Source organism: Paenarthrobacter sp. NEAU-H11 (assembly GCF_050573415.1).
Taxonomy (GTDB): Bacteria; Actinomycetota; Actinomycetes; order Actinomycetales; family Micrococcaceae; genus Arthrobacter.
In genome coordinates, this window is record NZ_JBNZGA010000008.1 from 40,578 (window position 1) to 61,316 (window position 20,739).

The following is a 20,739-nucleotide window of genomic DNA, read 5'->3' on the forward strand; positions in this document are numbered from 1 at the left end:
GAAAAGCCTAGCGCGGTGTCAGTACCAATTCCTGGCCACGGAGTGGTTCCAGGCCGAGCAGGGGGAACCGTACCGCTCGCGGATATAGCCAAGGCCCCACTCGATCTGTGTCCGGTAATTGGTCAGCCAATCGCTGCCGGCGCTGGAATACTTGCCCGGCGGCAGCGCCTGCGGGATGCCGTAGGCACCGGAGTACGGGTTGGTGGCCGTTGTCAGCCAGTTCGATTCCTTGGTCCAAAGCCGGGCAAGGCAGAGGAACTGGTCCGATCCCCAGCCATAGGCCCCCAGCCTGCCCGAGGCGTAGCTTTTGGCACCGGCAGGATCGTTGACCGCACCCGCAGGAGCAGAGGGAATTACGACGGCGGGCGGGCTGGGCGGCGCGGCAGGCGCCGGAGCGGGGACAGGCGGAGCAGGATCCGCCGGCGCAGGGTTGCCGGCCGGAGGATTTTCAGGTGCCGGATCGGCAGGAGCCGGACGCACGGGGGCGGGAGCAGCAGATGGCTGCGCCTTTGCCGCCGCGGCGGCTGCGGCAGCCCGTCGTCGTGCCTCTTCTCCGGCCGCGGCCCTTTTCGCCTCCTGCGCTGCTTCATAAGCGGCCAGAGCCGCCTGTCCACGCCGGAATTCACCCTCAACCGCCGCCGTCGTGCCCTTCAGGGACGCCAACTGCTCGGTCAGCTCCCGGTTGCGCTGCTGTTCTTCCGTAAGCTGGCGTGCCATGGCTTCCTGGGCCGATCGGGCCGCCGCAAGCTTTTCCGCCGCCTCGCCGGACAGCCGTTCACGCTCGGCCCGGGCGGCTTTCTCCTGATCGGCCAGTGAAGCCGTGACTTTCCCCGCGGCGGCTGCCTTGTCCACAAGGCCCGCCGTTTTGCCGCCCACCAGATGCACCACGTTGAGCCCGTGGACATTGTTGTTCCCGATCGCATCAAGGGCCACGAAGAACCCCATGTTCGTACCGCCCGTTTTGTAGGACTGGGCGGCCAGGGCTCCGATGTCCTTCCTGTGGCGGATGAGTTCGGCTTTGGCGGTCCCGGCCTGTTCCGCCAGCGACTCCACTCGGGCAGTGGATGCTGCCAACGCGGCATCAGCCGCTGCAGACTCAGCGGCTGACGCCACCGCCGCGTTGCCCAAGGCCTCCGACTGCGCCTGCAGCCCGTCCAACAGGCCTGCGATCATACCGATCTCTTTTTCCGTGCCGGCCTCGGTCAGCTTGGCCCGCTCCACGTCCTCCCACGAGGGGTAGCCACCAGGCGGAACGCCCTCGGCCGCGCCGGCCGGAGTCAGCCAAACGCTGCCGGCGAGGGCGGCGGCCAGCAGTATTCCGGGCAGGCGGTGCCGGGCATTTAGAACGGAACGGGACATAGTTCGGAAGCTTACCGGCTTCAACCTTCACTTCAAGGATGAGGGGCCTGCATCGTTATACAGCAGAGACAAGCCATCGACTTTCCACGGTGAAAGCCTGAGCGTGCGCGCAGTGCCCGCGACCCAGAGTCGATTCGTTTGCATAAACCGAGAGGAGAACCTCGCATGTTACCCAAACGTGACAATCGGCGCCGGGGCGGGTTATGGTCTTAAGGTGTCCCTCCCAGACGGGACATTCCCCTCAGCTTGCCGAGCCCTGCCGCTGAACCGGGAACCATCGCTATCCAGCTGGCAGGGACGGGGGAACCAAGTTTCCACGGCCTCTCAAGAGGCCTTGGGGTTAAGTCGCTGGCACCTCCGTTCCTTTCGGAGTTGCTCCCGGCCGGGTATCTCCAGCCCGAACCCGACAGCTCACCCCGCAGGCATGGGAGAGGCGATCAACTGTGTCAAAAATTTCCACCACCGCCCGTCACCGCGCAACTCCGGCCCGCTCCATCATCCTGGAAGGACTGGCTGTTTCGGCCAAGTCCCAAGCCAGGACCCTGGGCCGTCCGGCGCTCGCCGTCGCAGCCGCATCCGGCATTGCCTTCGGCGTCGGAGCCCCGGCGCACGCCGGTGTGACAGGTCCGGACACCACTGAGACCACTAACATCCAGGCCTCCGCCGCCCCGGCAGCAGCAGTTGCAGCCCCCGCCGCCGCGGCCGGAACCGTCCATACGGTTGTATCCGGCGACACGCTGGGCGCCATCTCGTCCGCCTACGGCGTTGCCCTGAGCGATGTCCTGGCAGCCAACGGGCTTTCAATCTCCGCGGTTATCTACCCCGGCGACCAGATCCAGATCCCGGGTGCAGGCTACGCCCCGGCAGCTCCGGCCGCCGCACCCGCCCCGGCACCCGTCCAGACCGCCGCTGCCACGGCACCGGCGAACACGGGGATGAACCTGTCCTATGCCTCTGCCAGCACCGGCACGGGCACCGGAGCAGCAATTCTCGCCTCGGCTTACAGCCAGGTGGGCGTCGGCCAGGACTGCACCGCGATGGTGGAGAACGCCCTGCGTTCCGTTGGCCTGAGCGTCGGCGACCTGGCTCCCACCCAGTTCTTCCAGTACGGCACTGTTGTGGGTTCCCCCGCTCCCGGTGACCTCGTGATCACGGCCGGCCACGTGGGCGTTTACGCCGGCGACGGCCAGGTTGTCAGCGGCGGCGTGAACGGTTACAGCACCGAAGTCCACTCCATCAGCTGGCTGAGCGGCGCTTCCTTCGTCCGCGTAGCGTAACCAACGGCGACGGGGCAGTCCGCTCGCAGCGGGGCAGGCCCATCCAGCAGACAGGGGCGGCAGCCGGATTTACCGGCTGCCGCCCCTGTTCCGTCTCACGTTCCCTGCCTCATTGCGCCGCGGGTCTTCCACGCTTTCCCTGGTCCCGCAAAGGGCTAGGTGCCGCAGAAGGTCCGGTATTTGCCGAAGTCCTCCGGCGGTCCTTCCGTGTAGCGTTCCAGCCCCGGACGCTCCTGGAACGGGGACCGGACAACCTCAAGGAGGCGGTTAAACGGGTCAAGATCGCCCTCGGTGGCAGCGGCCAGTGCTTCCTCCACCAGGTGGTTCCTGGGGATGTACGCGGGGTTCACGCTGTCCATGAGTTCGGCGTCGGGCTTCAGCGCGGCCCAGCGTCCGGCCCAGGCATCGAAAGTCCCCAGGTCCAGCACCATGCCGCGGGCAGGCCTGGAGTTGCCCCGGGCGGCCTGTCCAAGGTTCCGGAAGAATTGCGTGTAGTCAACGGGTCCGTCCTTCAGCAGGCCGATCACGCCATCCACAAGGTCCGAGGCTTCGTCACGTTCCGGGCCTGCCGCAGGGCCGGCAGGCACGCCGAGCTTGGCCTTCATGCCCTCGAACCAGGCATCACTGTACCGGCCGCGGAACGTGCCTAGGGCCTCCACCGCGGGGCCGACAGCCTGTTCCTGGTCTTCGTTGAAGAGCGGCAGCATGGCCTCAGCGAGCCGGGCCAGGTTCCACTCGGCTACCACGGGCTGGTTCGCGTAGGCATAGCGGCCGCCTACATCGATGGAGCTATACACGGCGGCGGGATCAAACGCGTCCATGAATGCGCAGGGCCCGTAGTCGATGGTTTCCCCGGAGATGGTCATGTTGTCCGTGTTCATGACCCCGTGCACGAAGCCCACCAGCATCCACTTGGCCACGAGCTCCGCCTGGGCGGCGACCACTGCTTCAAACAGCGCCAGGTAGGGCTGTTCGGACCGGGCTGCAGCCGGATAGTGCCTGCTGATGGCGTGGTCCGCCAGCCGGCGCAGCAGGTCCATGTTCTCCGTGGCCCGGGCGTATTGGAAGCTGCCCACGCGGAGGTGGCTGCTGGCCACACGGGCCAGGACGGCGCCCGGCAGCATCGTGTCCCGGCGCACCGGCCGCCCGGTGGCTACGACGGCCAGGGCCCGCGTGGTGGGAATGTTCAGGGCGTGCATGGCCTCGCTCACAAGGTACTCCCGCAGCATCGGGCCGATGACGGCCCGGCCGTCGCCCGCGCGGGCGAAAGGTGTACGGCCGGAACCCTTCAGGTGCACATCCCGCAAGCGCCCGCCGTCGGCAACTATTTCGCCCAGCAGCAGCGCGCGGCCGTCGCCGAGCAGCGGTGAGTAGCCACCGAACTGGTGCCCGGCGTACGCCTGGGCTACGGGGGTCGCACCCGGGGGGAGGTAGTTGCCCAGCAGGAGGCGCACGCCTTCCGGCGTCCGCAGGTAGTCGGGTGCCAGCCCCAGCTCGGTCGCCAGCGCGTCGTTAAGGACCAAGAGTTCAGGCTCCGGCGCTTCCTCCGCCTGCCACGGAACGGCCAGCTCCGCCAGTTCACGGGCAAAGCGGCCCTCGAAGACGACAGTTGATTCTGCTGCAGCAGTCATGGGTTAACCCTATCGCCGTCGCTTGTCCGGCCGTTGATGAGCTCATCGGTGACCTCCCCGGCTCGAGGAATGGCATGGCCTGGCAGAGCGGTCCGTTCAGGTGCAGTGGACCGTTCCGGTGCCGTGACGCCATGCCCCGGCCAGCGGCGCCGCCGGGGCATGGGGACGCGTTGCAGGTCCTGCGCGGCGATGACGTCAGTATCCGCCGCACGGGCCCTGGCCTGGACCGCGAGCGGCGCGGCGTCCTCGCCGTACCGTGAGGAGAAGTGCGTCAGCACGAGGGTTCGGGCGGCTGCCCCCGCTGCCAGTTCCCCTGCCTGCCCGGCGGTGAGGTGACGGTACTGGCGCGCCAGCCCGCCGTCGTCATCGCTGAAGGTGGACTCCGCAACGAGGAGGTCGACGCCGTCGGCCAGCTCCTCGGCGCCCTCGCAGGGCGCCGTGTCCATTACGAAAGCGAAGCGCTGGCCGGGCCGCGGAATGCTGACATCATCGAGGCGGACGCCCGCAAGGCTGCCTTCATGCTGCAGGCGCCCGATCGCGGGGCCCGATATTCCTGCCGCGGCAAGGCGTTCAGGCAGCAGCGTGCGGCCGTCCGGTTCCACCAGCCGGTAGCCGTAGGTCTCAATGCGGTGCTTCAGCGGCCGGACGTCAAGGCCTTCGGCCACCGTCCCGCTTCCGCCGTGGGGGCGAAGCCTGAGGTCGATTCCCGGTGAACTGACAGACACGAGGGCGCGCACCACGTCTTCCCCGGATAACGGGTAGTGAAGATGGATAGGGTGCGCCACCCCGTCCAGGGCCATCCGCGACAACACCCCCGGCAGGCCAAAACAATGGTCTCCGTGGACGTGGGTGAGGCAAATGCGGGTTATCTGGCTCGTCGGGATCCCCGCGTGGATCATTTGGCGCTGCGTTCCCTCGCCCGGGTCAAAGAGGAAACCTTCCCCGTCCCACCGGAGCAGGTAGCCATTGTGGTTCCTGGTCCGGGTGGGGACCTGGGAGGCCGTACCGAGGATGGTGAGGTCGCGCATGGCGGTGGGTGCCAAAAAGCAGGCTCCGGAGGAGTCCGGGACCTGCTTTTGTGGTTGCCGGGTCGGCTTAGCGCCGCCGGAGCATTCCCATGATTTTGCCGGTCACGCCACCGGTCCGGGCTCCTGCGGGGCCCGTCGTGCCGGGTGCCCGGCCCGTGGCATTCAGTCCGGTCCGGCGCGTTGTTCCGGGGGTCCCGGTCCTGCCGGAGAATCGTCCAGCGGCATTCCTGATCATGCTTCCCAAGTTCATGTGAAACTCCTTCAGTGTTGATCCTGCCAACCGATATTCATCAGCCTGCTTATGATTTTAGCGTAGTTTGGCTGCAACTAGGGGAAGCAGCAGAAGTTCCCCCTGCATTTGGCTCGATCAGCGCAGGAGCCCCGATCCGTTCTGCTGGCTGGCCGACGTCCGGTAAGGGACACCATTGCCGAACAGTTCACCGGAAGCGTCCAGGTCCGTTCCGACGGCTCACGGCCTGAGCCGGCGGACGAAGGGCGCCTTGCCCAACGGTGTCCGCTCCAGCTGGTCCACCACGGACACAGAGACCGGGGTTCCCGCGGCGCCGGCTGCTGCGAGGGCTTCGGCCACCGAAGCCTGGATGCCTGCTGTTGTGTTTCCCGCCGTCAGTCCTGCAACGAGGACCCGCAGTCCCGTGCGTTCCTGGACCACCTGCCAGCCGGCGGCGGCTGGCAGGTCCAGGACGTGGTGGAACACGATGGGGTGGACGCTGACAAGGCCTGCCCTGCCTGGCAGCTCAAGCACGTCCTCCAACCTGCCTTCGATATCCTCCATGCGGATGAACGAGCGGCCACAGGGGCATCCGCGCTGCCCCAACGTGACGCTGTCCGACAGCTCATAGCGGATCAGCGGCAATGTCCGCGAGAACAGGACCGTGACCAAAAGCTTCGCGCCTGTTGACCCGGGCGGTACCGGGACGCCCTCCTTGTCCACTGGTTCGACAATGAGCAGGTCCTCGTAGACATGCCGGTTCCGGTAGACGCACGGTGAAGCGATGCCGGCCGTCTCAGTGGCGGCGTAGACATCGAACGGTGCACTGCCCCAGGCCCTTTCCAATTCCCGGGCAGCGGGCGGGGTGAGCACCTCCGAGGCCGACATCACTGCCTGCGGCGAAATTTTCAGGCGCCCGGCCAGCTGTTCGGTCGCCAGGGGCAAAAGCGCGGAAGCGTAACCCACCAGGACCCGGGGCTGGAACCCGTTCAGCGCCGCCACTGTTTCATGCATGGGTGCGGTCACGTCCAGCCGGAGCGTGGGGACAAGCCCCGAACGCAGCGAAGCGCCAACCACGGCGGACTGGTGGGTGGGGACGCGCGAGCTTACCAGCGCCATTTTAAGCGGCCGGCCGAGGCCGGCCGCTATTCCAGCCCAGTCATTAGCGCGGGCATAGGAAGCCAGCACATGTGCCCATTCCGGCCGGCTCCACACGAAGGTTCCGCGTGGACCGGCGGTCCCGGCTGTCGCCGCAGCCCACCAGCGCCCCCTCCACGGCAAGCCGGGATCACCGTCCTCGGCGGCGAGGGTCCGGAGACGTTGTTCCAGGCCGGCCAGGCTCAGGTCGCGCGTTGTAAGGATCTCGTCGAAGTGGCCCATGAGGTCGGCCTTGGTCACGGGCGGCAACTGGGCAAGGGGAGCCCCGTAGAGCCCTGCATGGCGGCGCCGGTAGAACTCAGACCCGGCATAGGCGGCCGTCCGCAGTCTCTGCAGGGCACGTTCCTGGTGGGCAGCAATCCGGACAGGGGTCCAGCGGTCCCGCCGCTTCAAGGCAGCCCGAAGAACGAGCACCCGGGCTATGAGCCGCACATCCATGCGATCCGGCCTTGGAAGAGCCGGCACGGCGGCGCGTCAGGCCCCGCGGGCGCGGCGGAGGGCGGAGAGGCGGGCCGAGTATTCCGTCTCGTCTATTTCACCGCGGGCAAACCGCTCGGCCAGCAGTTGCTCCGCACTGCCGAGACTGTGGCCTCCGCCGTCCCTGCGGTTGCCGCCTGACATCGAGCGGGCAAAAACCACGATGGCGGCGATGATTGCACCCCAAAAGAGGATGAAGCTCACCACCATCAGGATGTAGCCCCAGGCGCCCATGTTCCCGTCCCACCACATCATCCCTGCATCCTCACCTCGCGGAGCCCCGCCACTGCTCCCTGTTCGATGATCCATCCGGCCCGTGTGCGGTGCCAGAGTCTTTCGTCCCCAGGATGAATGGCCAGGTCAGGACAGCCGCGGCCCCTCAGCGCTCCAGATCGTCGGGTTCGAACTCACTGAGAGGGGAGCCGCCAAAGCTTTCCGTGTCGTCACTGCCCTCAGCCCCTGGTCCGTTCGGATTGCCGCCGAAATCCACATCGGCAACGGCCTCCTCCAAGGTGGGCGTTACGGGACCGTCCTGGGCTTCATCCGCTGCGTAACCTGCCTGGGCTGATCCTTCACGGAATGCCTGGTCGCTGATGAAGTCCTCTTCTTCCCCGGAGACCGCCTCGTCCTGGAGCAGCGGATCGTCCTGCCAGCGGTCCGGATTGTTTTCGGCCGCTCCCGGATAGCTGTCCGGTTCGCCCTTCACCGGGTCAAGTTCAAATGATGCAGCCGCGCCGGGGGTCTCATCAAGGAGCACGTCGTCATCCCGGACAACCTCAAGGCCGTCGTCAGGGAGGTTCTGTTCCGTCATGGTGATGCCTTTCTCTTGAACAGCCAATGTCTCTTGGACAGGCAAAGCGAACAATAGTAAGCATACTGATGAAACAGGGGGGCGCTAACTTCCCCCGGCACGACTTGCCGTGACCTTTGGCCCTATATCTCCCGGGGGCACAGCGCCAGTCTTGAACTGGACCCGCCCGAGAAGAAACAGGAAGCCCGGCCATGACAACTCGCAAACCAATCGCAGTCGCCACCAACGACTCCCCTCAGAGCCAGGCTGCCGTGCTCTGGGCTGCCCGCCGGGCCGAACGTTCCGGCCTGCCGCTGGTGATCCTCCACGTCGTGGACGACCGGTGGGCGGCTGATCCGTATCCGTGGATCGGCGTTCTCGAGGAGGCGGGCGACAAGCTCCTGCAGACTGCCGCCGGCCGTATCCGGGGGGCCTTCCCCATCAGCGTTACCACCCGGCTTCTTACCGGAAGCGTGGGAGGCTCGCTGGCGAAGTACTCCGGCAAGGCATCCATGGTGGTTGTGGGCTCAGGCACGGGCCACCTCGGCGGAACCCTTGCAGACCGGGCGCTGCAGGTTGCGGCTTCTTCAAAGGTTCCCGTTGCGGTGGTAGGTACACAGGAGCTTGAAGGCCGGTCCGGCGTGGTGGTGGGAGTCGACGGCTCCAGGGAGGCAACCCAGGCTGTGGCCTTCGCCGCAGCCGAGGCTGACCGTGAGGGGGACGACCTCACTGTGGTCTATGCCATCAACGCGCCCGACCGAGTTACGGATGCGGGCCTGCTGACCACCAGCCTGGCCGACCTTGTTACCGAGGAAGAACGCATCGTCCTGTCCGAAACAGTGGCCGGTCTCAACGAGGACTATCCGAGCCTGACGGTGCATCGCGTGCTGGAGACCGAAAGGGGACCGGTGGAATCGTTGGTTGATGCTGCCTCCGGGGCCAGGATGCTCGTGGTGGGCAGCCGCGGAAGGGGCGGAATCAAACGGCTTCTGCTCGGTTCCACAGCCTACGGCGTCCTCAAGCACCTGCCGTGCCCTACCGTGATCACCCGGATCCAGGCAATCAAGAACACACCCTAGGAAGCCCTGGCAGCTGCCCACTCCCCCGCACACACCTGTCCCATTCCCTACGTTCCGGGCCGGCACCATGAAAAAGACTGCTGCAGTAATCATGCTTATCCTCGGGATCCTGATCTCAATCGTCGGGGCCACCATCCTGGCCGGAGGTGCCGTGGCGTCCGTAGTGGGGACCGCCCAAGGCGACGGATACCTCACCACCCGCACGGAACGCCTCTCCGTTGGATCCCACGCCCTGACCTCGCCCAGGCTCGACGCGGTAGGCGGGGGCGTACCGCCCCGCCTTCCCTTCGACGTCGGTACGCTCAGGCTGCGCGCCTCTTCCCTGGACCCCGGCAAGGAGATCTTCGTGGGCGTCGCCCCGCAGGCCGACGTCGAGCGATATCTTTCGGGCGTGCATCACTCGGAGCTGATTAAAGTCGACAGCCGGCCCTTCCGGGCCGAATACCGCGACATCCCGGGCACCGGCACCCCCGCACCCCCGGGAGAGCAAACGTTCTGGAGCACCTCTGCCTCCGGGTCCGGCCAGCAGGATCTCACGTGGGACCTTGCCGCAGGCAATTGGGCGATAGTCATCATGAATGCCGATGCCAGCCCCGGGGTCAATGCCGAAGTGCAGGCCGGTTTCCGCTCCGACCTGATCCGGCCCGCGGCAACGGGGCTGCTGGTGGGAGGCGCCGTTGCGCTGGCAATCGGGATTCCGTTGCTGATCCTGGGAGCCGTCGGACTCGGCCGGCACACGGGGCCGCACTCCGGCGGGCCGGCCGCGCCACCACCCGGCTACGGACCGCCCCCCGGATACGCACCACCCCCCGGCTATGGACCGGTCCCCGGATATGCACCACCACCCGGATACGCAGGCGGAGCACCGGGAGCGGAAGGCACCCCAGGAGGTCCCGGTTATCCGGGCTCACCGGGAACTCCGCCCCTGCAACAGCCCGGCCAAGGCGACCGGGCCGACCGCGCACCCTACCCGGCCCGGCTCTTCGGCGACCTTGACCCGGCCTTGTCGCGAGCAATGTGGCTGGTCAAGTGGTTCCTTGCCATCCCGCATTTCATCGTGCTGTTCTTCCTGTGGTTTGCGTTCGTCGTAACCACCATCGCGGCGTGGTTCGCCATCCTGTTTACCGGGCGCTATCCCCGGCCCCTGTTTGACTTCAACGTCGGCGTCCTGCGCTGGAACTGGCGAGTGGCTTTCTACGCCTACGCCGCTGCAGGAACGGACCTCTACCCGCCGTTCACCCTGGCACGCACCAACTATCCTGCCGATTTCGAGGTGGACTACCCGGAACGCCTCTCCCGGGGGCTGGTCCTGGTCAAGTCGTGGCTGCTTGCGATCCCGCACCTGCTCATCGTCGCAGCCTTCTCCGGCACCCCCTGGACCTGGCAGGCGGAGACCGATGATTTGGGAACCACCTACCAACGGAGCACAGGCCTGTCGCTGCTGGGCCTGCTGGTCCTGGTTGCAGTAGTGGCCCTGCTCTTCACCGGCCGCTACCAGCGCCCGCTGTTCGACCTGATACTCGGCATCAACCGATGGATCTACCGCGTCCTGGCCTATGCGGCCCTGATGCGGGACGAGTACCCTCCGTTCCGGCTGGACCAGGGCGCCCGTGAGGTACCGCCTCCCCCTGGCGGGACCGCCGTACCAGGAGCCACCCCGCCACTTGAGTGAGGGCCTGCCTTGATGCTGCCGGAGCGTCCTGCCGCCTGCCGGTCAGCCTCTATTACTGGCTGCGAGCCCGCCCTAAACTGGTTCTGCAATCAGCGGCTGCGGACAAGAGGAGAGGCCATGGCGGTCATCGAGCAGGTGCGCGAAGGAATGCACGTCGTAGCGTCGGACGGGAAGAAAATCGGCAAGGTCGACGACCTGAAAATGGGTGATCCGGAGGCTGTGACCTCTGACGGCCAAACAGACCCTGAAACGGGAGGCCTCGTCAATACGGCGGTCGATGGGTTTGCCGCGACGTCCAGGTTGCCCCACCACACCGCAGAGAGGCTGCTGCGGATCGGCTATGTCAAAGTCGACAGGTCCGGCTTGTTGGCTGGTCATGCCTACTTCGCATCGGATGAGTTGGACCGGGTCGAGGGCGATACGCTGTGGCTGAAGGAGGGCCGGCACACCGACTAGCCTGGCCCTTCCCACCCCTCGGCACTGCCGCCTGCAGTGACTTTCGGCCCTACCTTTGCGGGAGCCCGCCGGGACACTATTGCCAGTGTGGCCGCACGGGCCGCATGAGGAGCTGAGATGAATACTTCCGGAGCGCCGTTCGCACGGATACTGGTGGGGGTCGACGGATCGGAGGCTTCCATTGAAGCCCTGCGGCAGGCCCAGCGGCTGGCGGTGCCCCTCGGGGCGAAGGTCCTGGCCAACGCCTACTGGGATTATCCGCAGGTCTACACAGGCTACGTGATGATGGGCATTGAGGGCTTCGAGGAACGCGCCGGGGAAATCCTGGCTGAGGCGGTCAAGACCGCCTTCGGTGACGAAACGCCGTCGAACGTCATTTCCACGCTGGTTCGCGGCCATCCCCGGGAATCACTGATCGAAGCCAGCCGCGACGCGGACATGGTCGTGGTGGGGAGGCGCGGCCACGGCGGCTTTGGCGGGCTGCTGCTTGGCTCAGTCAGTTCCGCCCTGGTGGCCCACGCCCATTGTCCCGTGCTGGTGGTACACACACCGGAAACCCACACGGCCTCGTCCTAGGCAGGGCAGCTTGGGCCGGCGCACAGCAGGTACAGACCGTTGACAACAATGCGGCAGGGCGGACGACGGCGGGTGGCGGCCGTGGCGGCCGCCCTCGCCCTGCTGGCCCTCGCCATAGTCCTGGCCCTCTTGCTAAGGGCGCCGGGAGGCCCGCCGGCGGCAGGGCCGTCAGGCTCTGCGAGCCCCTCCGCAACCCCGGTGGCGTCAAGCCCCAGCCCCGATGCATCCAGCGCCGTTCCCTCGGCGTCGCAGCCTGCGGAAGCCTCGACAGAACCACCCGAGGCCGGCCAAAATCCCGTCCAGCCGCCGGTTACCGTACCTCCCGTCCCTTTTCCCCCGCCGTCGGAGCCCGTTGCCACCCCTGGCCCGGTTCCGCCCGCAGCTCCCTTTCCGGCCTCGCTCCGTGACCAGGACCTCACGGTCATCCCTCGCGCCGGGCAGGTCGTGGCGCTGACTTTCGACGCGGGAGCCAACGCTGCGGGGCTGCCGAAAATCCTCTCCACCCTGTCCGCAAAAGGGGTTGCCGCCACGTTCTTCCTGACCGGGAACTGGGCAGACACCAATCCCGGAGGGGTGGGGCAGATTGTTTCCGCGGGGCACCGGGTGGCCAACCACTCCATGACCCATCCTGGTTTCACCGGCCTCGACGGTACCGGGATTGCGCAGCAGGTGCGCGGAGCGGAACAGGCCATCCTGGCCGCCGGCGCCGACCCCACGCCGCTGTTCCGCTTTCCCTTCGGGGAACGCGATGCCCGGACCATTGCCGCTGTCAACGACCTGGGCTATGTTGCAGTCCGCTGGACTGTGGACACCCTGGGCTGGAAAGGCACCAGCGGCGGGATCAACACGCAGATCGTTGCCGACCGCACACTGGCGGGCCTGCAGCCGGGCGAAATTGTCCTGATGCACATCGGCTCCAATCCCAACGACGGCACTACCCTGGACGCCGATGCCCTGCCGCAGATCATCGACCGGATCAGCGCCGCGGGGTATGGCTTCGTCACCCTCGACGCGCTGCTGGCCCCGTAGGCAAGGAGGGCCAGACCCATGGCTAAGGCCCGGCAGGCAGGGCCTGGAGGCAGAAAATCCGGTCCGGCCGCGAACGGTATGCCTGATCCGGCCCACCACGGCCTTCCCCTGCACGAGGTGGTCCTCCTGCTTGGGACAGACCACGTGCGGGGCCTCGCTTCCGCGGAGGTGGCCCGCCGGCAGGAACAGTTCGGTGCCAATGTCCTGCCGCGCTCACGGGGTGCGGGAATTCTCCGGAAACTGGCGCGGCAGTTCAACAACCCGCTGGTTTACGTCCTGTTGGCCGCGGCCGCCGTCACTCTCGCCCTGGGCGAGTACCTGGACTCGGGCGTCATCCTCGCCGTCGTCCTGGTGAACACGGCGATCGGCTTCGTCCAGGAGGTGCGGGCAGAGGCTGCCCTGGATGCGCTGCATTCCCTCGTCCGCACCCGTGCCGTGGTCACAAGGGACGGGCAGAGGCGCGAGGTTCCCTCCGAGGAGCTGGTACCGGGGGACCTCGTGCTGCTCGAAGCCGGCGACAAAGTGCCGGCGGACCTCCGGCTGGTCAGGTTGTCCGGCCTGCGCGCGGATGAGTCAGCGCTGACGGGAGAATCCGACGCAGTCGCCAAGGACGAGGTGGTACTGCCCCCGACCACCCCCGTCGCGGACCGCCGGAACATGGTCTACAGCGGCACCCTGGTGACCGCGGGCAGCGGGGCAGGCGTCGTCGTCGCAATCGGCGGCGAGACGGAACTCGGCGAGATCCATCGGCTTATGGGTGCGGTGCAGCCGGTGGCTACACCGCTGACCCAGAAACTGTCACGCTTCAGCATGACGCTGACGGTGGCCATCCTTGCCCTGGCCGCCGTGGCTTTCCTTGCCGGCGTGGCACGCGGCCAGGAGCCCGCGCAGATGTTCACCGCTGCCGTCGCACTGGCTGTGGGGGCGATTCCTGAAGGCCTGCCGGCAGCGGTCACTGTAACCCTCGCCATCGGTGTCCGCCGCATGGCCCGGCGCCGCGCCGTGGTCCGGCGGTTGCCGGTGGTTGAGACGTTGGGCAGCACCACCGTTATCTGTTCGGACAAGACCGGCACCTTTACGGAAAACCAGATGACGGTGCGTGCGCTCTGGACACCGTCCGCAAGGTACGAGGTGACAGGTTCCGGTTACGGCCCGGAGGGGCAGGTCCTCCGTGCCGGGGCCGGCGTCCGGGCGGCCGGAACCGCCACGGACCGGACGACGGCGGCGGCGCAGGACGAGGGACTGTACTGGTCCCTTCTGGCGGGAGGCGCCTGCAATGACGCCAGGATCATCAGGGAGGGACAGCACTGGCAGGCCCGGGGGGACCCCACGGAGGCGGCCATGGTGGTGGCGGCAGGGAAGGGCGGCGTGGAGGCCGGGGAGTTCCTTTCCTCCCATCCGCGGACCGGCACGCTGCCGTTCGCCTCGGAGCACCAATACATGGCAACCCTCCACACCTCCGCCTTCCAGGACGGCAGGGGCACGGGGTCCGGCATTGTGCTGGTCAAGGGCGCGGTGGAACGCGTGCTGGAGCTGTGCGCGGGGCAGATGGATCACCAGGGCCGCACCACGCCGCTGGCCAGGCAGTCAGTACTCGATGAGGCCCACCGGTTCGCCGGCACCGGGCTGAGGGTGCTTGCCACGGCGATGATGCGCCTTCCTGCCGGCGGCGCCCTGGCCGAGTCAAGCCTGCACGGGCAGCTGACGCTGACGGGACTGCAGGCCATGTTCGATCCGCCGCGGGAGGCAGCGGCGGCATCGGTGCAGGCCTGCCACCAGGCGGGCGTGGCAGTGAAAATGATCACCGGAGACCACGTGGGAACAGCCGCCACCATTGCCAGGGCGGTGGGCCTGACCGCGGACCGGGCGGACGGGACGGCACTGACCGGAACTGAACTTGACGCGATACCCGCGGACGGACTGCCCGACGCCGTCGAGCGGGCAACGGTCTTCGCACGGGTGTCCCCCGAACAGAAGCTTCGCCTGATCGGCGCCCTGCAGTCCCGGGGAAACGTCGTCGCCATGACAGGCGATGGCGTCAACGACGCACCGGCCCTGAGGCAGGCGAACGTGGGCATAGCCATGGGGCGCTCTGGAACGGAAGTGGCCAAGGAGGCCTCGGACATCGTCCTCACCGACGACGACTTTGCCACCATTGAGGCTGCCGTTGAGGAAGGCCGGAACGTCTTCGACAACCTGACCAAGTTCATCGTCTGGACCTTGCCCACGAACATGGGGGAAGGCCTGGTGATCCTGGTGGCAATCCTGATCGGGGCAACGCTCCCCGTCCTGCCCACCCAGATTCTGTGGATCAACATGACCACCGCTGTGGCCCTGGGCCTGATGCTTGCCTTCGAGCCGAAGGAACCGGGCCTTATGTCCCGCCCGCCACGGGCCCCCGGCCGACCGCTGCTGACCTGGACACTTACCCTTCGGATCCTGCTGGTCTCCACCCTCCTCGTGGCAGGCACCTGGTGGATCTTCGAACTTGAGCTCGCTGGCGGCGCGTCCCTCGCGGAAGCCCGGACGGCGGCCGTCAACCTTTTTGTTGCGGTGGAACTGTTCTACCTGTTCAGCTGCCGTTCCCTCACCAGGTCGGTCTGGCGAATCGGCTTCTTCAGCAACCGCTGGGTCATCCTTGGCGTCCTGGTCCAGGCAGCCGGCCAACTGGCCATCACGTACCTGCCGCTGATGAACGAGCTTTTCCATACGGCCCCGATCACGGCGGAAACCTGGCTGCGGATCCTGGGCATCGCACTGCTCGCGTCCCTGGTTGTGGCAGTGGAAAAGCGCTTCCGGCGCCGTGAGTTCTAGGGGCCGTTCAACGATGCGGCCAACGCCCGGCCCGCCGTGCCTTACGTCTTCGGCAGGAGCCGGACCATCACCAACCCGGTGACCGCGGCCATGGCCACCGCCATCAGGACGGCGGCCCCGGCTCCTATGGCGGCAACCAGCCACACATCCTGGCCGGGCTGCCACAGCGGCGTGGCCACCGCCATGAAGACGCCCAGTCCTGCCGTCCACGCCGCGGCGCTTCCTGCCACCCACCGCCAGGCCCGCGGAACGTGGTGCCGCAGCTCAAACCACTGCGCAAGGCCGATCGAAACCAGGATGACCACGGCCGCCACGGCTCCCGTAGCGGCCTGGGCGGGTGCGGGCCAGCCCTGCCAGCCTTCGTTGCTGAAGGTCAGCAGTGCCACGGTCCAGGCAACCACCGCCGCGGCGGCCGTCAGCAGGACCCACCGCAGAACCGATACGCCGGGCAGCGTTGTCCTGAGCACCCGCACCTGGAACCACCCCAGGACCGCTCCTTCAACGAGGCCGGCCAGCACCAGCAGCGGAACCGCCGCCGCGGGCCCCGGGGCAACCGGGACGGACTGGGCGAGTACGGGGGCAAGGAATCCCAGGCTCTCGCCGAGGCTCACCCAGCCCACCCAGCGGGCGAAGAAAGTGTTTCTGCGCGTCACAACGGGCCCCTTAGCCACCGGTCACAGTCCTCCTTCCGGTGTCTTCCCCAGAGTGGGACGGGCAGCCGCGGAACACCAGTGCCAAAGGCCCTGCGGTGGCACTGGAGCCGGCCTGTCCGCCTTGGTAGCTTCAATGCATGGCCATCAAACTTGAGAACGTCGGTATCGCGGTTCGCGACCTCGAAGCGGCCATCGCCTTTTTCACCGACCTCGGGCTGATACTCGTCGGCCGTGACACTGTCAGCGGCGAGTGGGCCGACACTGCCGTGGGGCTTGATGGCAACCATGCCAGGATTGCGCTGCTCCAGACCCCGGACGGCCGGGGTCAACTTGAGCTCTTCGAATACATCCACCCCGACGCGATCGAGTCGGATCCGACCCGTCCAAACGACATCGGCATGCACCGTGTGGCCTTCTCGGTCGACGACATCGACAAAGCCCTCGAAACAGCTGCGAGGCACGGATGCCATCCGCTCCGCGGCGTGGCGACCTACGGCGATGCCTACAAACTCACGTACCTCCGCGGTCCCAGCGGAATCCTCCTGATGCTCGCCGAGAAACTGCATAACGACTGACACCCTGACCGGGACCAATGGCTCTGCCTGCGGCCTGCGCCTGCTGCCCATAGTTAATGGCAGGCAAGCGTCGGTCCATTACCAGCAGTCCGCAGCCAACAGCCGGCATATGAGTTAGGGAGAGAACCATGAAGCACCCCAAGGACGCCGCCGCCGAGACCCAGGCGCTCCAGGCCGTCGAACAGCATCACGCGAACATGCTCGGGCAGCTCAAGGGGCTGGTGGCCCTGCTGATGGAAGCGGTTGAGGCAGGCGACACGGAAGCCGAACGAACAGCACATGCAACGCTGTTGGACTGGTGCGACAACGAGCTTATTCCCCACGCCCTGGCAGAAGAGGGGCCCCTGTACAGTGGACCCCGCGACACCCCGGAGGGGCGGCTCCTGGTGGAGGGAATGCTGGCCGAGCACCGCGTCATCGTGGACCTGGTGGAGGAACTTCGCACGTCCAAGGGACTGTCCGCGGCAGTTGCCGGCGCTGCCATCCAGCGGATGTTTGCCATGCACCTGGATAAGGAAAACCGCCTCCTGATGCCCTTCGTTGCCGGCTCCCCTGAGCTTTCCCTTGCCGCAGCGGTCAAGGGACTCCACGAATTGACCGGGGAAGGCAGCGGGCACCACGCGGAAACGCACGACGGCGGCGCGCACCAGCGGTGACCTGCCCGGCGTCCCTATTTTCCGCCGTCGGCTCCTCTCGCGCGGGCGCGTTCTTCGTCCGGGGCATGGACTACCAGGACAGGGCAATGGGCGTGGCTGACGCACGCAGAACTGACCGAGCCCGGCACAAAGCCGCTGTGCCCCCGCCGCCCAACGATGAGGAGCGCGGCGCTGCGGCTCCCCTCAACCAGGAGCTCGCCGGGTTTTCCACGCATCAGCCGGGTATGGACATATGACGGCCGCTCCGGGCCGAACGCAGCTGTGAGCGCCTGCTCCAGCGACTGCTCCGCAGCGTACTGAAAACCTTCAACACCCACTACCAGGTAGAGCCCGAAGCCGGCCGGAACATCCCAGCATGCCCAAGCCTCCACCGTTGCTTCGAGCGGCCCGGCCAGGGTTGCGGCCGTCCGGAGAGCGGAAACAGAGGCGTCGGAACCGTCCACGCCCACAATTATTTTGGGGTGCCGTTCGGGGGCATCCATGATGCGGGCTCCATTCTCTTTGGCCTGTTCCAAGACTGGAGAAGGTGCGGGCCTGCGGGATAGGGCCTAAAGTCACAGGGGGATGCCGGCCGGCAGCAGGACCGGCCGGCCCGGCACAGTCGCGGCCACAGGGTGCGTTGTATGATCACGACTCCAGACTTTGGTCCCTTCCTGCCGATCTGTGGGCAAGGAAGAATAGTCCTAGGCCCTTGGCAGGGCTGCCTCACACAGCAGTGAGTTTTGGTCCTTATGAAAATGGGAGCGGTTGGGTGCAAATGCATGAGTCAGGTCCGGAAGGGACTGCAGGTCTCCGCGGGCCCCTGCGCGTTTTTATCCTCGACGACCATGAACTCGTCAGGCAGGGACTGAAGGACCTGTTGGAGGGTGAGGGGTTTGTGGTGGTCGGCGAAAGCGGATCGGCGGCGGAAGCCACCCGGCGCATCCCGGCATTGCAGCCGGATATTGCGATCCTGGACGGTCGGCTTCCCGACGGCACCGGCATCGAGGTCTGCAGGGACGTGCGCTCGTTCGACCCCCGCCTGCACTGCCTGATCCTGACCAGCTACGACGACGAGCAGGCCATCCGCGGGGCTGTCCTGGCAGGCGCGTCCGGGTACATCCTCAAGCAGATCAGGAGTGACGACCTGCTTCAGGGCATCCGCAAGGCCGCCATGGGCGAATCGCTGTTCGAGCCCGGAGTCAAGGAGCGGATTATCGCCGGCCTTTCCAAAGCCCCCACAGACCCGCGGTTGGACGCGCTCAGTGCGCAGGAGAAGAAGGTACTGGCGCTGATCGGGCAAGGACTGACGAACCGCCAGATCGGTGAGGAACTTTTCCTGGCGGAGAAAACCGTGAAGAACTACGTTTCTTCCATCCTGGCGAAATTGGGGTTCGAAAGGCGGACCCAGGCAGCCGTCTACGTCACCCGGAATGCACAGGACGCCCAGTAACCCTGTGCACGGCGGTGTACAACATTCAGTCGTTTTCGGCGCAGATCATTGGCGGTGGACGGACCAGGTTATCCGGGTGCCTTCCCCCGGGGCGCTTTTAATAATGCAGGTGCCGCCCAGCAGCTCTGCGCGGTGCCGCATGTTCGCGAGGCCGCTGGCCTTGGCAGGCTCGCCAAAACCGCAGCCGTCGTCCGTGAGCACCAGTTCAACCTGTTTTTGGGTGACGGAAACGGTGACGCGGATTTCCTCGGCGCCCGAGTGCCTGGCCGCATTGCTCAGTCCTTCCGAGAGGACGGACAGCAGGTGGCCGGCGATATTCTCCCTGACAGCATCGTCCACGGGCCCGGCGAAGGCGACTTTCGGTGCCACGGCATAGCTCCGGGATGTCTCCTGCACCACCTTCAGGATGCGGCCCGTGAGCGGTTCACGCTCTTGCTCGCCCGTGCGGAGGGAGTAGATCGTGTCCCTCAACTTCCTGATGGTGTCGTCGAGCTCGGACGTGACGACCGCGATCCGCTCATGGGCGACAGGATCCAGGGTGTAGCGGCGGAGGCTCTGGATGCTCAACCCGGAAGCAAACAGCCTCTGGATAACGAGATCGTGCAGGTCACGGGCAATCCGCTCCCGGTCGGTGAACAGCAGGTTCTGTTCGCGCAAGGCATGGACGCGGGCCAGGTCAAGTGCCAGCCCGATCCTGCTGCCGAAAAGCGAGCTGGACTCAATTTCGGCCTGGTTATAGGCAGCCGCGCCCACCGGACGCGCAAGCAGCAGCACGCCATTTTCACTGTTGCTGTGGCCCAGGGGGCACACCAGGACCGAACCCAGCTTTTCAACGACCTCGTCATCAAATACCAGGCGGGGGTCCCGCGCCACAAGCGACTCCCCTGTTTCAATGACCCGGGAAACCTCGTCCGACCCGGTAATTTCCTGCCCCGCCTGCAGGCCCTGCACCCCCAGGGATGCCCTGCATCTTAGGGCGCCGTCACCAGCGGGAACGGCAATCACGGCCAGCGCTGAATCCGACACCCTCAATGCGGTTTCGGCAACGAGATCGAGGTTGTCCTCAGTTTCGGGGTGCGGGGTCATGATCAGCCGGCTGCTCAGCTCCATGCCCGCCTCCAGCCATTTCTGGCGCCGCTTGCTGTCTTCGAAAAGGCGGGCATTCTGGATGGCCACACCGGCAGCAGCAGCCAAAGCGACGGCGAGGTCCTCATCCTCCGGCGTGAAGTCCTGGCCGCCGTCCTTTTCCGTCAAGTAAAGATTCCCGAACACTTCGTCCCTCACGCGCACGGGTACGCCAAGGAAAGTCTTCATTGGCGGGTGGTTCCTGGGAAAACCGGACGCTATGGGGTGCTGGCCGAGGTCGTGCAGCCGCAGGGGCCGCGGCTCGCGGATCAACAGTCCCAGGACGCCATGCCCTGTCGGCAGGTCCCCGATGGACCCGATCGCGTCGTCGTTAATTCCCACAGTGATGAAATGGCTAAGGCTGCGGTCCTCGGCAATGACCCCCAGCGCACCGTACCTGGCGCCGACAAGTTCGCAGGCCGACCGCACCAGTCGGTCCAGCACGGCTTCCAGGCTCAGATCCTCGGCCAGGGCCACCACGGAAGCCAGGAGGCCGTTCATCCGTTCCTGGGTCTGCAGCAATTCGTCCGCACGGGCAACAAAATCCCGCAGGAGGTCTTCTGCCCTTTCCTTCATAGGAGAGCGCCACGGCTCAGTACTCACGTCCGACCTCCTGTGACAGTTACCCGCGACGCTGCGGGCCCAGCAGCACTTCAATCGTCCGGGCCGGTTTGCTCCCCCGGAAAGGTCACCTTTGCCTGAGCACGAAGGCATACCTTGGGG

Annotated in this window: 20 protein-coding genes and 1 riboswitch; of the genes, 10 read left to right on the forward strand and 10 right to left on the reverse strand. The window is 66.5% G+C overall.

From position 1 onward, the window contains the following. Nucleotides 1–18: 18 nt before the first annotated feature. The gene (locus tag ACQ3DC_RS11655) at nucleotides 19–1,359 is read right to left on the reverse strand and encodes a lytic transglycosylase domain-containing protein (RefSeq protein WP_430752293.1); all 1,341 of its coding nucleotides are present in this window, start codon (nucleotides 1,357–1,359) and stop codon (nucleotides 19–21) included. A gap of 268 nt (nucleotides 1,360–1,627) precedes the next feature. Beyond that, nucleotides 1,628–1,799, forward strand: a riboswitch (cyclic di-AMP (ydaO/yuaA leader). 3 nt (nucleotides 1,800–1,802) lie between these two features. On the opposite strand from ACQ3DC_RS11655, the gene ACQ3DC_RS11660 reads away from it, so the two are divergent. Beyond that, nucleotides 1,803–2,636, forward strand: coding sequence for a LysM peptidoglycan-binding domain-containing protein (locus ACQ3DC_RS11660; protein ID WP_430752294.1), 834 nt, complete (start codon nucleotides 1,803–1,805; stop codon nucleotides 2,634–2,636). Nucleotides 2,637–2,791: 155 nt separating this feature from the next. Here the strand turns inward: ACQ3DC_RS11660 and ACQ3DC_RS11665 are convergent, their stop codons facing one another. The 6 genes from ACQ3DC_RS11665 to ACQ3DC_RS11690 all read right to left on the reverse strand — a co-directional run bounded on the left by ACQ3DC_RS11665 (nucleotide 2,792) and on the right by ACQ3DC_RS11690 (nucleotide 7,970). Beyond that, nucleotides 2,792–4,267: a protein adenylyltransferase SelO gene (locus ACQ3DC_RS11665; protein WP_430752295.1), complete on the reverse strand. Its 1,476-nt coding sequence runs from the start codon at nucleotides 4,265–4,267 to the stop codon at nucleotides 2,792–2,794. Further along, nucleotides 4,264–5,295: a ribonuclease Z gene (locus ACQ3DC_RS11670; protein ID WP_430752364.1), complete on the reverse strand. Its 1,032-nt coding sequence runs from the start codon at nucleotides 5,293–5,295 to the stop codon at nucleotides 4,264–4,266. Before ACQ3DC_RS11670 ends, ACQ3DC_RS11665 begins: the two co-directional genes overlap by 4 nt. A 67-nt stretch (nucleotides 5,296–5,362) precedes the next feature. Further along, nucleotides 5,363–5,545, reverse strand: coding sequence for a hypothetical protein (locus ACQ3DC_RS11675; protein WP_430752296.1), 183 nt, complete (start codon nucleotides 5,543–5,545; stop codon nucleotides 5,363–5,365). Nucleotides 5,546–5,764: 219 nt separating this feature from the next. Beyond that, nucleotides 5,765–7,120, reverse strand: coding sequence for a phenylacetate--CoA ligase family protein (locus ACQ3DC_RS11680; protein ID WP_430752297.1), 1,356 nt, complete (start codon nucleotides 7,118–7,120; stop codon nucleotides 5,765–5,767). A 36-nt stretch (nucleotides 7,121–7,156) separates the two neighbouring features. Beyond that, nucleotides 7,157–7,414, reverse strand: a complete 258-nt coding sequence (locus ACQ3DC_RS11685; protein WP_430752298.1) for an SHOCT domain-containing protein — start codon at nucleotides 7,412–7,414, stop codon at nucleotides 7,157–7,159. A 124-nt stretch (nucleotides 7,415–7,538) separates the two neighbouring features. After that, nucleotides 7,539–7,970 carry a hypothetical protein gene (locus ACQ3DC_RS11690; RefSeq protein ID WP_157242029.1) on the reverse strand — a complete coding sequence of 144 codons (432 nt, stop codon included), beginning with the start codon at nucleotides 7,968–7,970 and terminating at the stop codon, nucleotides 7,539–7,541. A gap of 191 nt (nucleotides 7,971–8,161) precedes the next feature. On the opposite strand from ACQ3DC_RS11690, the gene ACQ3DC_RS11695 reads away from it, so the two are divergent. The 6 genes from ACQ3DC_RS11695 to ACQ3DC_RS11720 all read left to right on the forward strand — a co-directional run bounded on the left by ACQ3DC_RS11695 (nucleotide 8,162) and on the right by ACQ3DC_RS11720 (nucleotide 15,575). Continuing rightward, the gene (locus ACQ3DC_RS11695) at nucleotides 8,162–9,028 is read left to right on the forward strand and encodes a universal stress protein (protein ID WP_157242028.1); all 867 of its coding nucleotides are present in this window, start codon (nucleotides 8,162–8,164) and stop codon (nucleotides 9,026–9,028) included. Between the two features lie 67 nt (nucleotides 9,029–9,095). Continuing rightward, entirely contained in the window at nucleotides 9,096–10,700 is a 1,605-nt protein-coding gene (locus ACQ3DC_RS11700) for a DUF4389 domain-containing protein (protein WP_430752299.1), read from the forward strand. Nucleotides 10,701–10,817: 117 nt separating this feature from the next. Next, a complete protein-coding gene (locus tag ACQ3DC_RS11705; RefSeq protein WP_157242026.1) occupies nucleotides 10,818–11,156 on the forward strand; it encodes a hypothetical protein in 339 nt (112 codons plus the stop codon). 117 nt (nucleotides 11,157–11,273) lie between these two features. Beyond that, nucleotides 11,274–11,732, forward strand: a complete 459-nt coding sequence (locus ACQ3DC_RS11710; RefSeq protein ID WP_157242025.1) for a universal stress protein — start codon at nucleotides 11,274–11,276, stop codon at nucleotides 11,730–11,732. 48 nt (nucleotides 11,733–11,780) lie between these two features. Continuing rightward, the gene (locus ACQ3DC_RS11715; RefSeq protein WP_430752365.1) at nucleotides 11,781–12,761 is read left to right on the forward strand and encodes a polysaccharide deacetylase family protein; all 981 of its coding nucleotides are present in this window, start codon (nucleotides 11,781–11,783) and stop codon (nucleotides 12,759–12,761) included. Nucleotides 12,762–12,779: 18 nt separating this feature from the next. Next, a complete protein-coding gene (locus tag ACQ3DC_RS11720) occupies nucleotides 12,780–15,575 on the forward strand; it encodes an HAD-IC family P-type ATPase (RefSeq protein ID WP_430752300.1) in 2,796 nt (931 codons plus the stop codon). Between the two features lie 41 nt (nucleotides 15,576–15,616). On the opposite strand, the gene ACQ3DC_RS11725 is transcribed toward ACQ3DC_RS11720, so the two are convergent. Continuing rightward, complete coding sequence (locus ACQ3DC_RS11725) at nucleotides 15,617–16,228, reverse strand: hypothetical protein (RefSeq protein WP_323057083.1); 612 nt, start codon at nucleotides 16,226–16,228, stop codon at nucleotides 15,617–15,619. Nucleotides 16,229–16,365: 137 nt separating this feature from the next. Between ACQ3DC_RS11725 and ACQ3DC_RS11730 the strand changes: the two genes are divergently transcribed. Continuing rightward, complete coding sequence (locus ACQ3DC_RS11730) at nucleotides 16,366–16,803, forward strand: VOC family protein (RefSeq protein WP_430752301.1); 438 nt, start codon at nucleotides 16,366–16,368, stop codon at nucleotides 16,801–16,803. Between the two features lie 128 nt (nucleotides 16,804–16,931). Then, nucleotides 16,932–17,459 (forward strand): hemerythrin domain-containing protein, encoded by a 528-nt coding sequence (locus ACQ3DC_RS11735; protein ID WP_430752302.1) that lies wholly within the window; start codon nucleotides 16,932–16,934, stop codon nucleotides 17,457–17,459. Between the two features lie 14 nt (nucleotides 17,460–17,473). Here ACQ3DC_RS11735 and ACQ3DC_RS11740 read toward each other — a convergent pair whose 3' ends face one another. Beyond that, entirely contained in the window at nucleotides 17,474–17,941 is a 468-nt protein-coding gene (locus ACQ3DC_RS11740) for a universal stress protein (protein WP_430752303.1), read from the reverse strand. A gap of 275 nt (nucleotides 17,942–18,216) precedes the next feature. On the opposite strand from ACQ3DC_RS11740, the gene ACQ3DC_RS11745 reads away from it, so the two are divergent. After that, a complete protein-coding gene (locus ACQ3DC_RS11745) occupies nucleotides 18,217–18,891 on the forward strand; it encodes a response regulator (RefSeq protein WP_157242021.1) in 675 nt (224 codons plus the stop codon). A 45-nt stretch (nucleotides 18,892–18,936) separates the two neighbouring features. On the opposite strand, the gene ACQ3DC_RS11750 is transcribed toward ACQ3DC_RS11745, so the two are convergent. After that, nucleotides 18,937–20,592 (reverse strand): GAF domain-containing sensor histidine kinase, encoded by a 1,656-nt coding sequence (locus ACQ3DC_RS11750; RefSeq protein ID WP_421093672.1) that lies wholly within the window; start codon nucleotides 20,590–20,592, stop codon nucleotides 18,937–18,939. Nucleotides 20,593–20,739 lie beyond the last annotated feature (147 nt).

Excerpts from the sequence above, each read along its gene's own strand:
- ACQ3DC_RS11730 (WP_430752301.1), top strand. The coding sequence starts at position 16,366 with ATGGCCATCAAACTTGAGAACGTCGGTATCGCGGTTCGCGACCTCGAA.
- ACQ3DC_RS11695 (WP_157242028.1), top strand. The coding sequence starts at position 8,162 with ATGACAACTCGCAAACCAATCGCAGTCGCCACCAACGACTCCCCTCAG.
- ACQ3DC_RS11665 (WP_430752295.1), bottom strand. The coding sequence starts at position 4,267 with ATGACTGCTGCAGCAGAATCAACTGTCGTCTTCGAGGGCCGCTTTGCC.
- ACQ3DC_RS11690 (WP_157242029.1), bottom strand. The coding sequence starts at position 7,970 with ATGACGGAACAGAACCTCCCTGACGACGGCCTTGAGGTTGTCCGGGAT.
- ACQ3DC_RS11700 (WP_430752299.1), top strand. The coding sequence starts at position 9,096 with ATGAAAAAGACTGCTGCAGTAATCATGCTTATCCTCGGGATCCTGATC.
- ACQ3DC_RS11745 (WP_157242021.1), top strand. The coding sequence starts at position 18,217 with ATGCATGAGTCAGGTCCGGAAGGGACTGCAGGTCTCCGCGGGCCCCTG.
- ACQ3DC_RS11675 (WP_430752296.1), bottom strand. The coding sequence starts at position 5,545 with ATGAACTTGGGAAGCATGATCAGGAATGCCGCTGGACGATTCTCCGGC.
- ACQ3DC_RS11715 (WP_430752365.1), top strand. The coding sequence starts at position 11,781 with ATGCGGCAGGGCGGACGACGGCGGGTGGCGGCCGTGGCGGCCGCCCTC.
- ACQ3DC_RS11740 (WP_430752303.1), bottom strand. The coding sequence starts at position 17,941 with ATGGATGCCCCCGAACGGCACCCCAAAATAATTGTGGGCGTGGACGGT.
- ACQ3DC_RS11685 (WP_430752298.1), bottom strand. The coding sequence starts at position 7,414 with ATGATGTGGTGGGACGGGAACATGGGCGCCTGGGGCTACATCCTGATG.
- ACQ3DC_RS11705 (WP_157242026.1), top strand. The coding sequence starts at position 10,818 with ATGGCGGTCATCGAGCAGGTGCGCGAAGGAATGCACGTCGTAGCGTCG.
- ACQ3DC_RS11735 (WP_430752302.1), top strand. The coding sequence starts at position 16,932 with ATGAAGCACCCCAAGGACGCCGCCGCCGAGACCCAGGCGCTCCAGGCC.
- ACQ3DC_RS11655 (WP_430752293.1), bottom strand. The coding sequence starts at position 1,359 with ATGTCCCGTTCCGTTCTAAATGCCCGGCACCGCCTGCCCGGAATACTG.
- ACQ3DC_RS11680 (WP_430752297.1), bottom strand. The coding sequence starts at position 7,120 with ATGGATGTGCGGCTCATAGCCCGGGTGCTCGTTCTTCGGGCTGCCTTG.
- ACQ3DC_RS11710 (WP_157242025.1), top strand. The coding sequence starts at position 11,274 with ATGAATACTTCCGGAGCGCCGTTCGCACGGATACTGGTGGGGGTCGAC.
- ACQ3DC_RS11750 (WP_421093672.1), bottom strand. The coding sequence starts at position 20,592 with ATGAAGGAAAGGGCAGAAGACCTCCTGCGGGATTTTGTTGCCCGTGCG.
- ACQ3DC_RS11720 (WP_430752300.1), top strand. The coding sequence starts at position 12,780 with ATGGCTAAGGCCCGGCAGGCAGGGCCTGGAGGCAGAAAATCCGGTCCG.
- ACQ3DC_RS11670 (WP_430752364.1), bottom strand. The coding sequence starts at position 5,295 with ATGCGCGACCTCACCATCCTCGGTACGGCCTCCCAGGTCCCCACCCGG.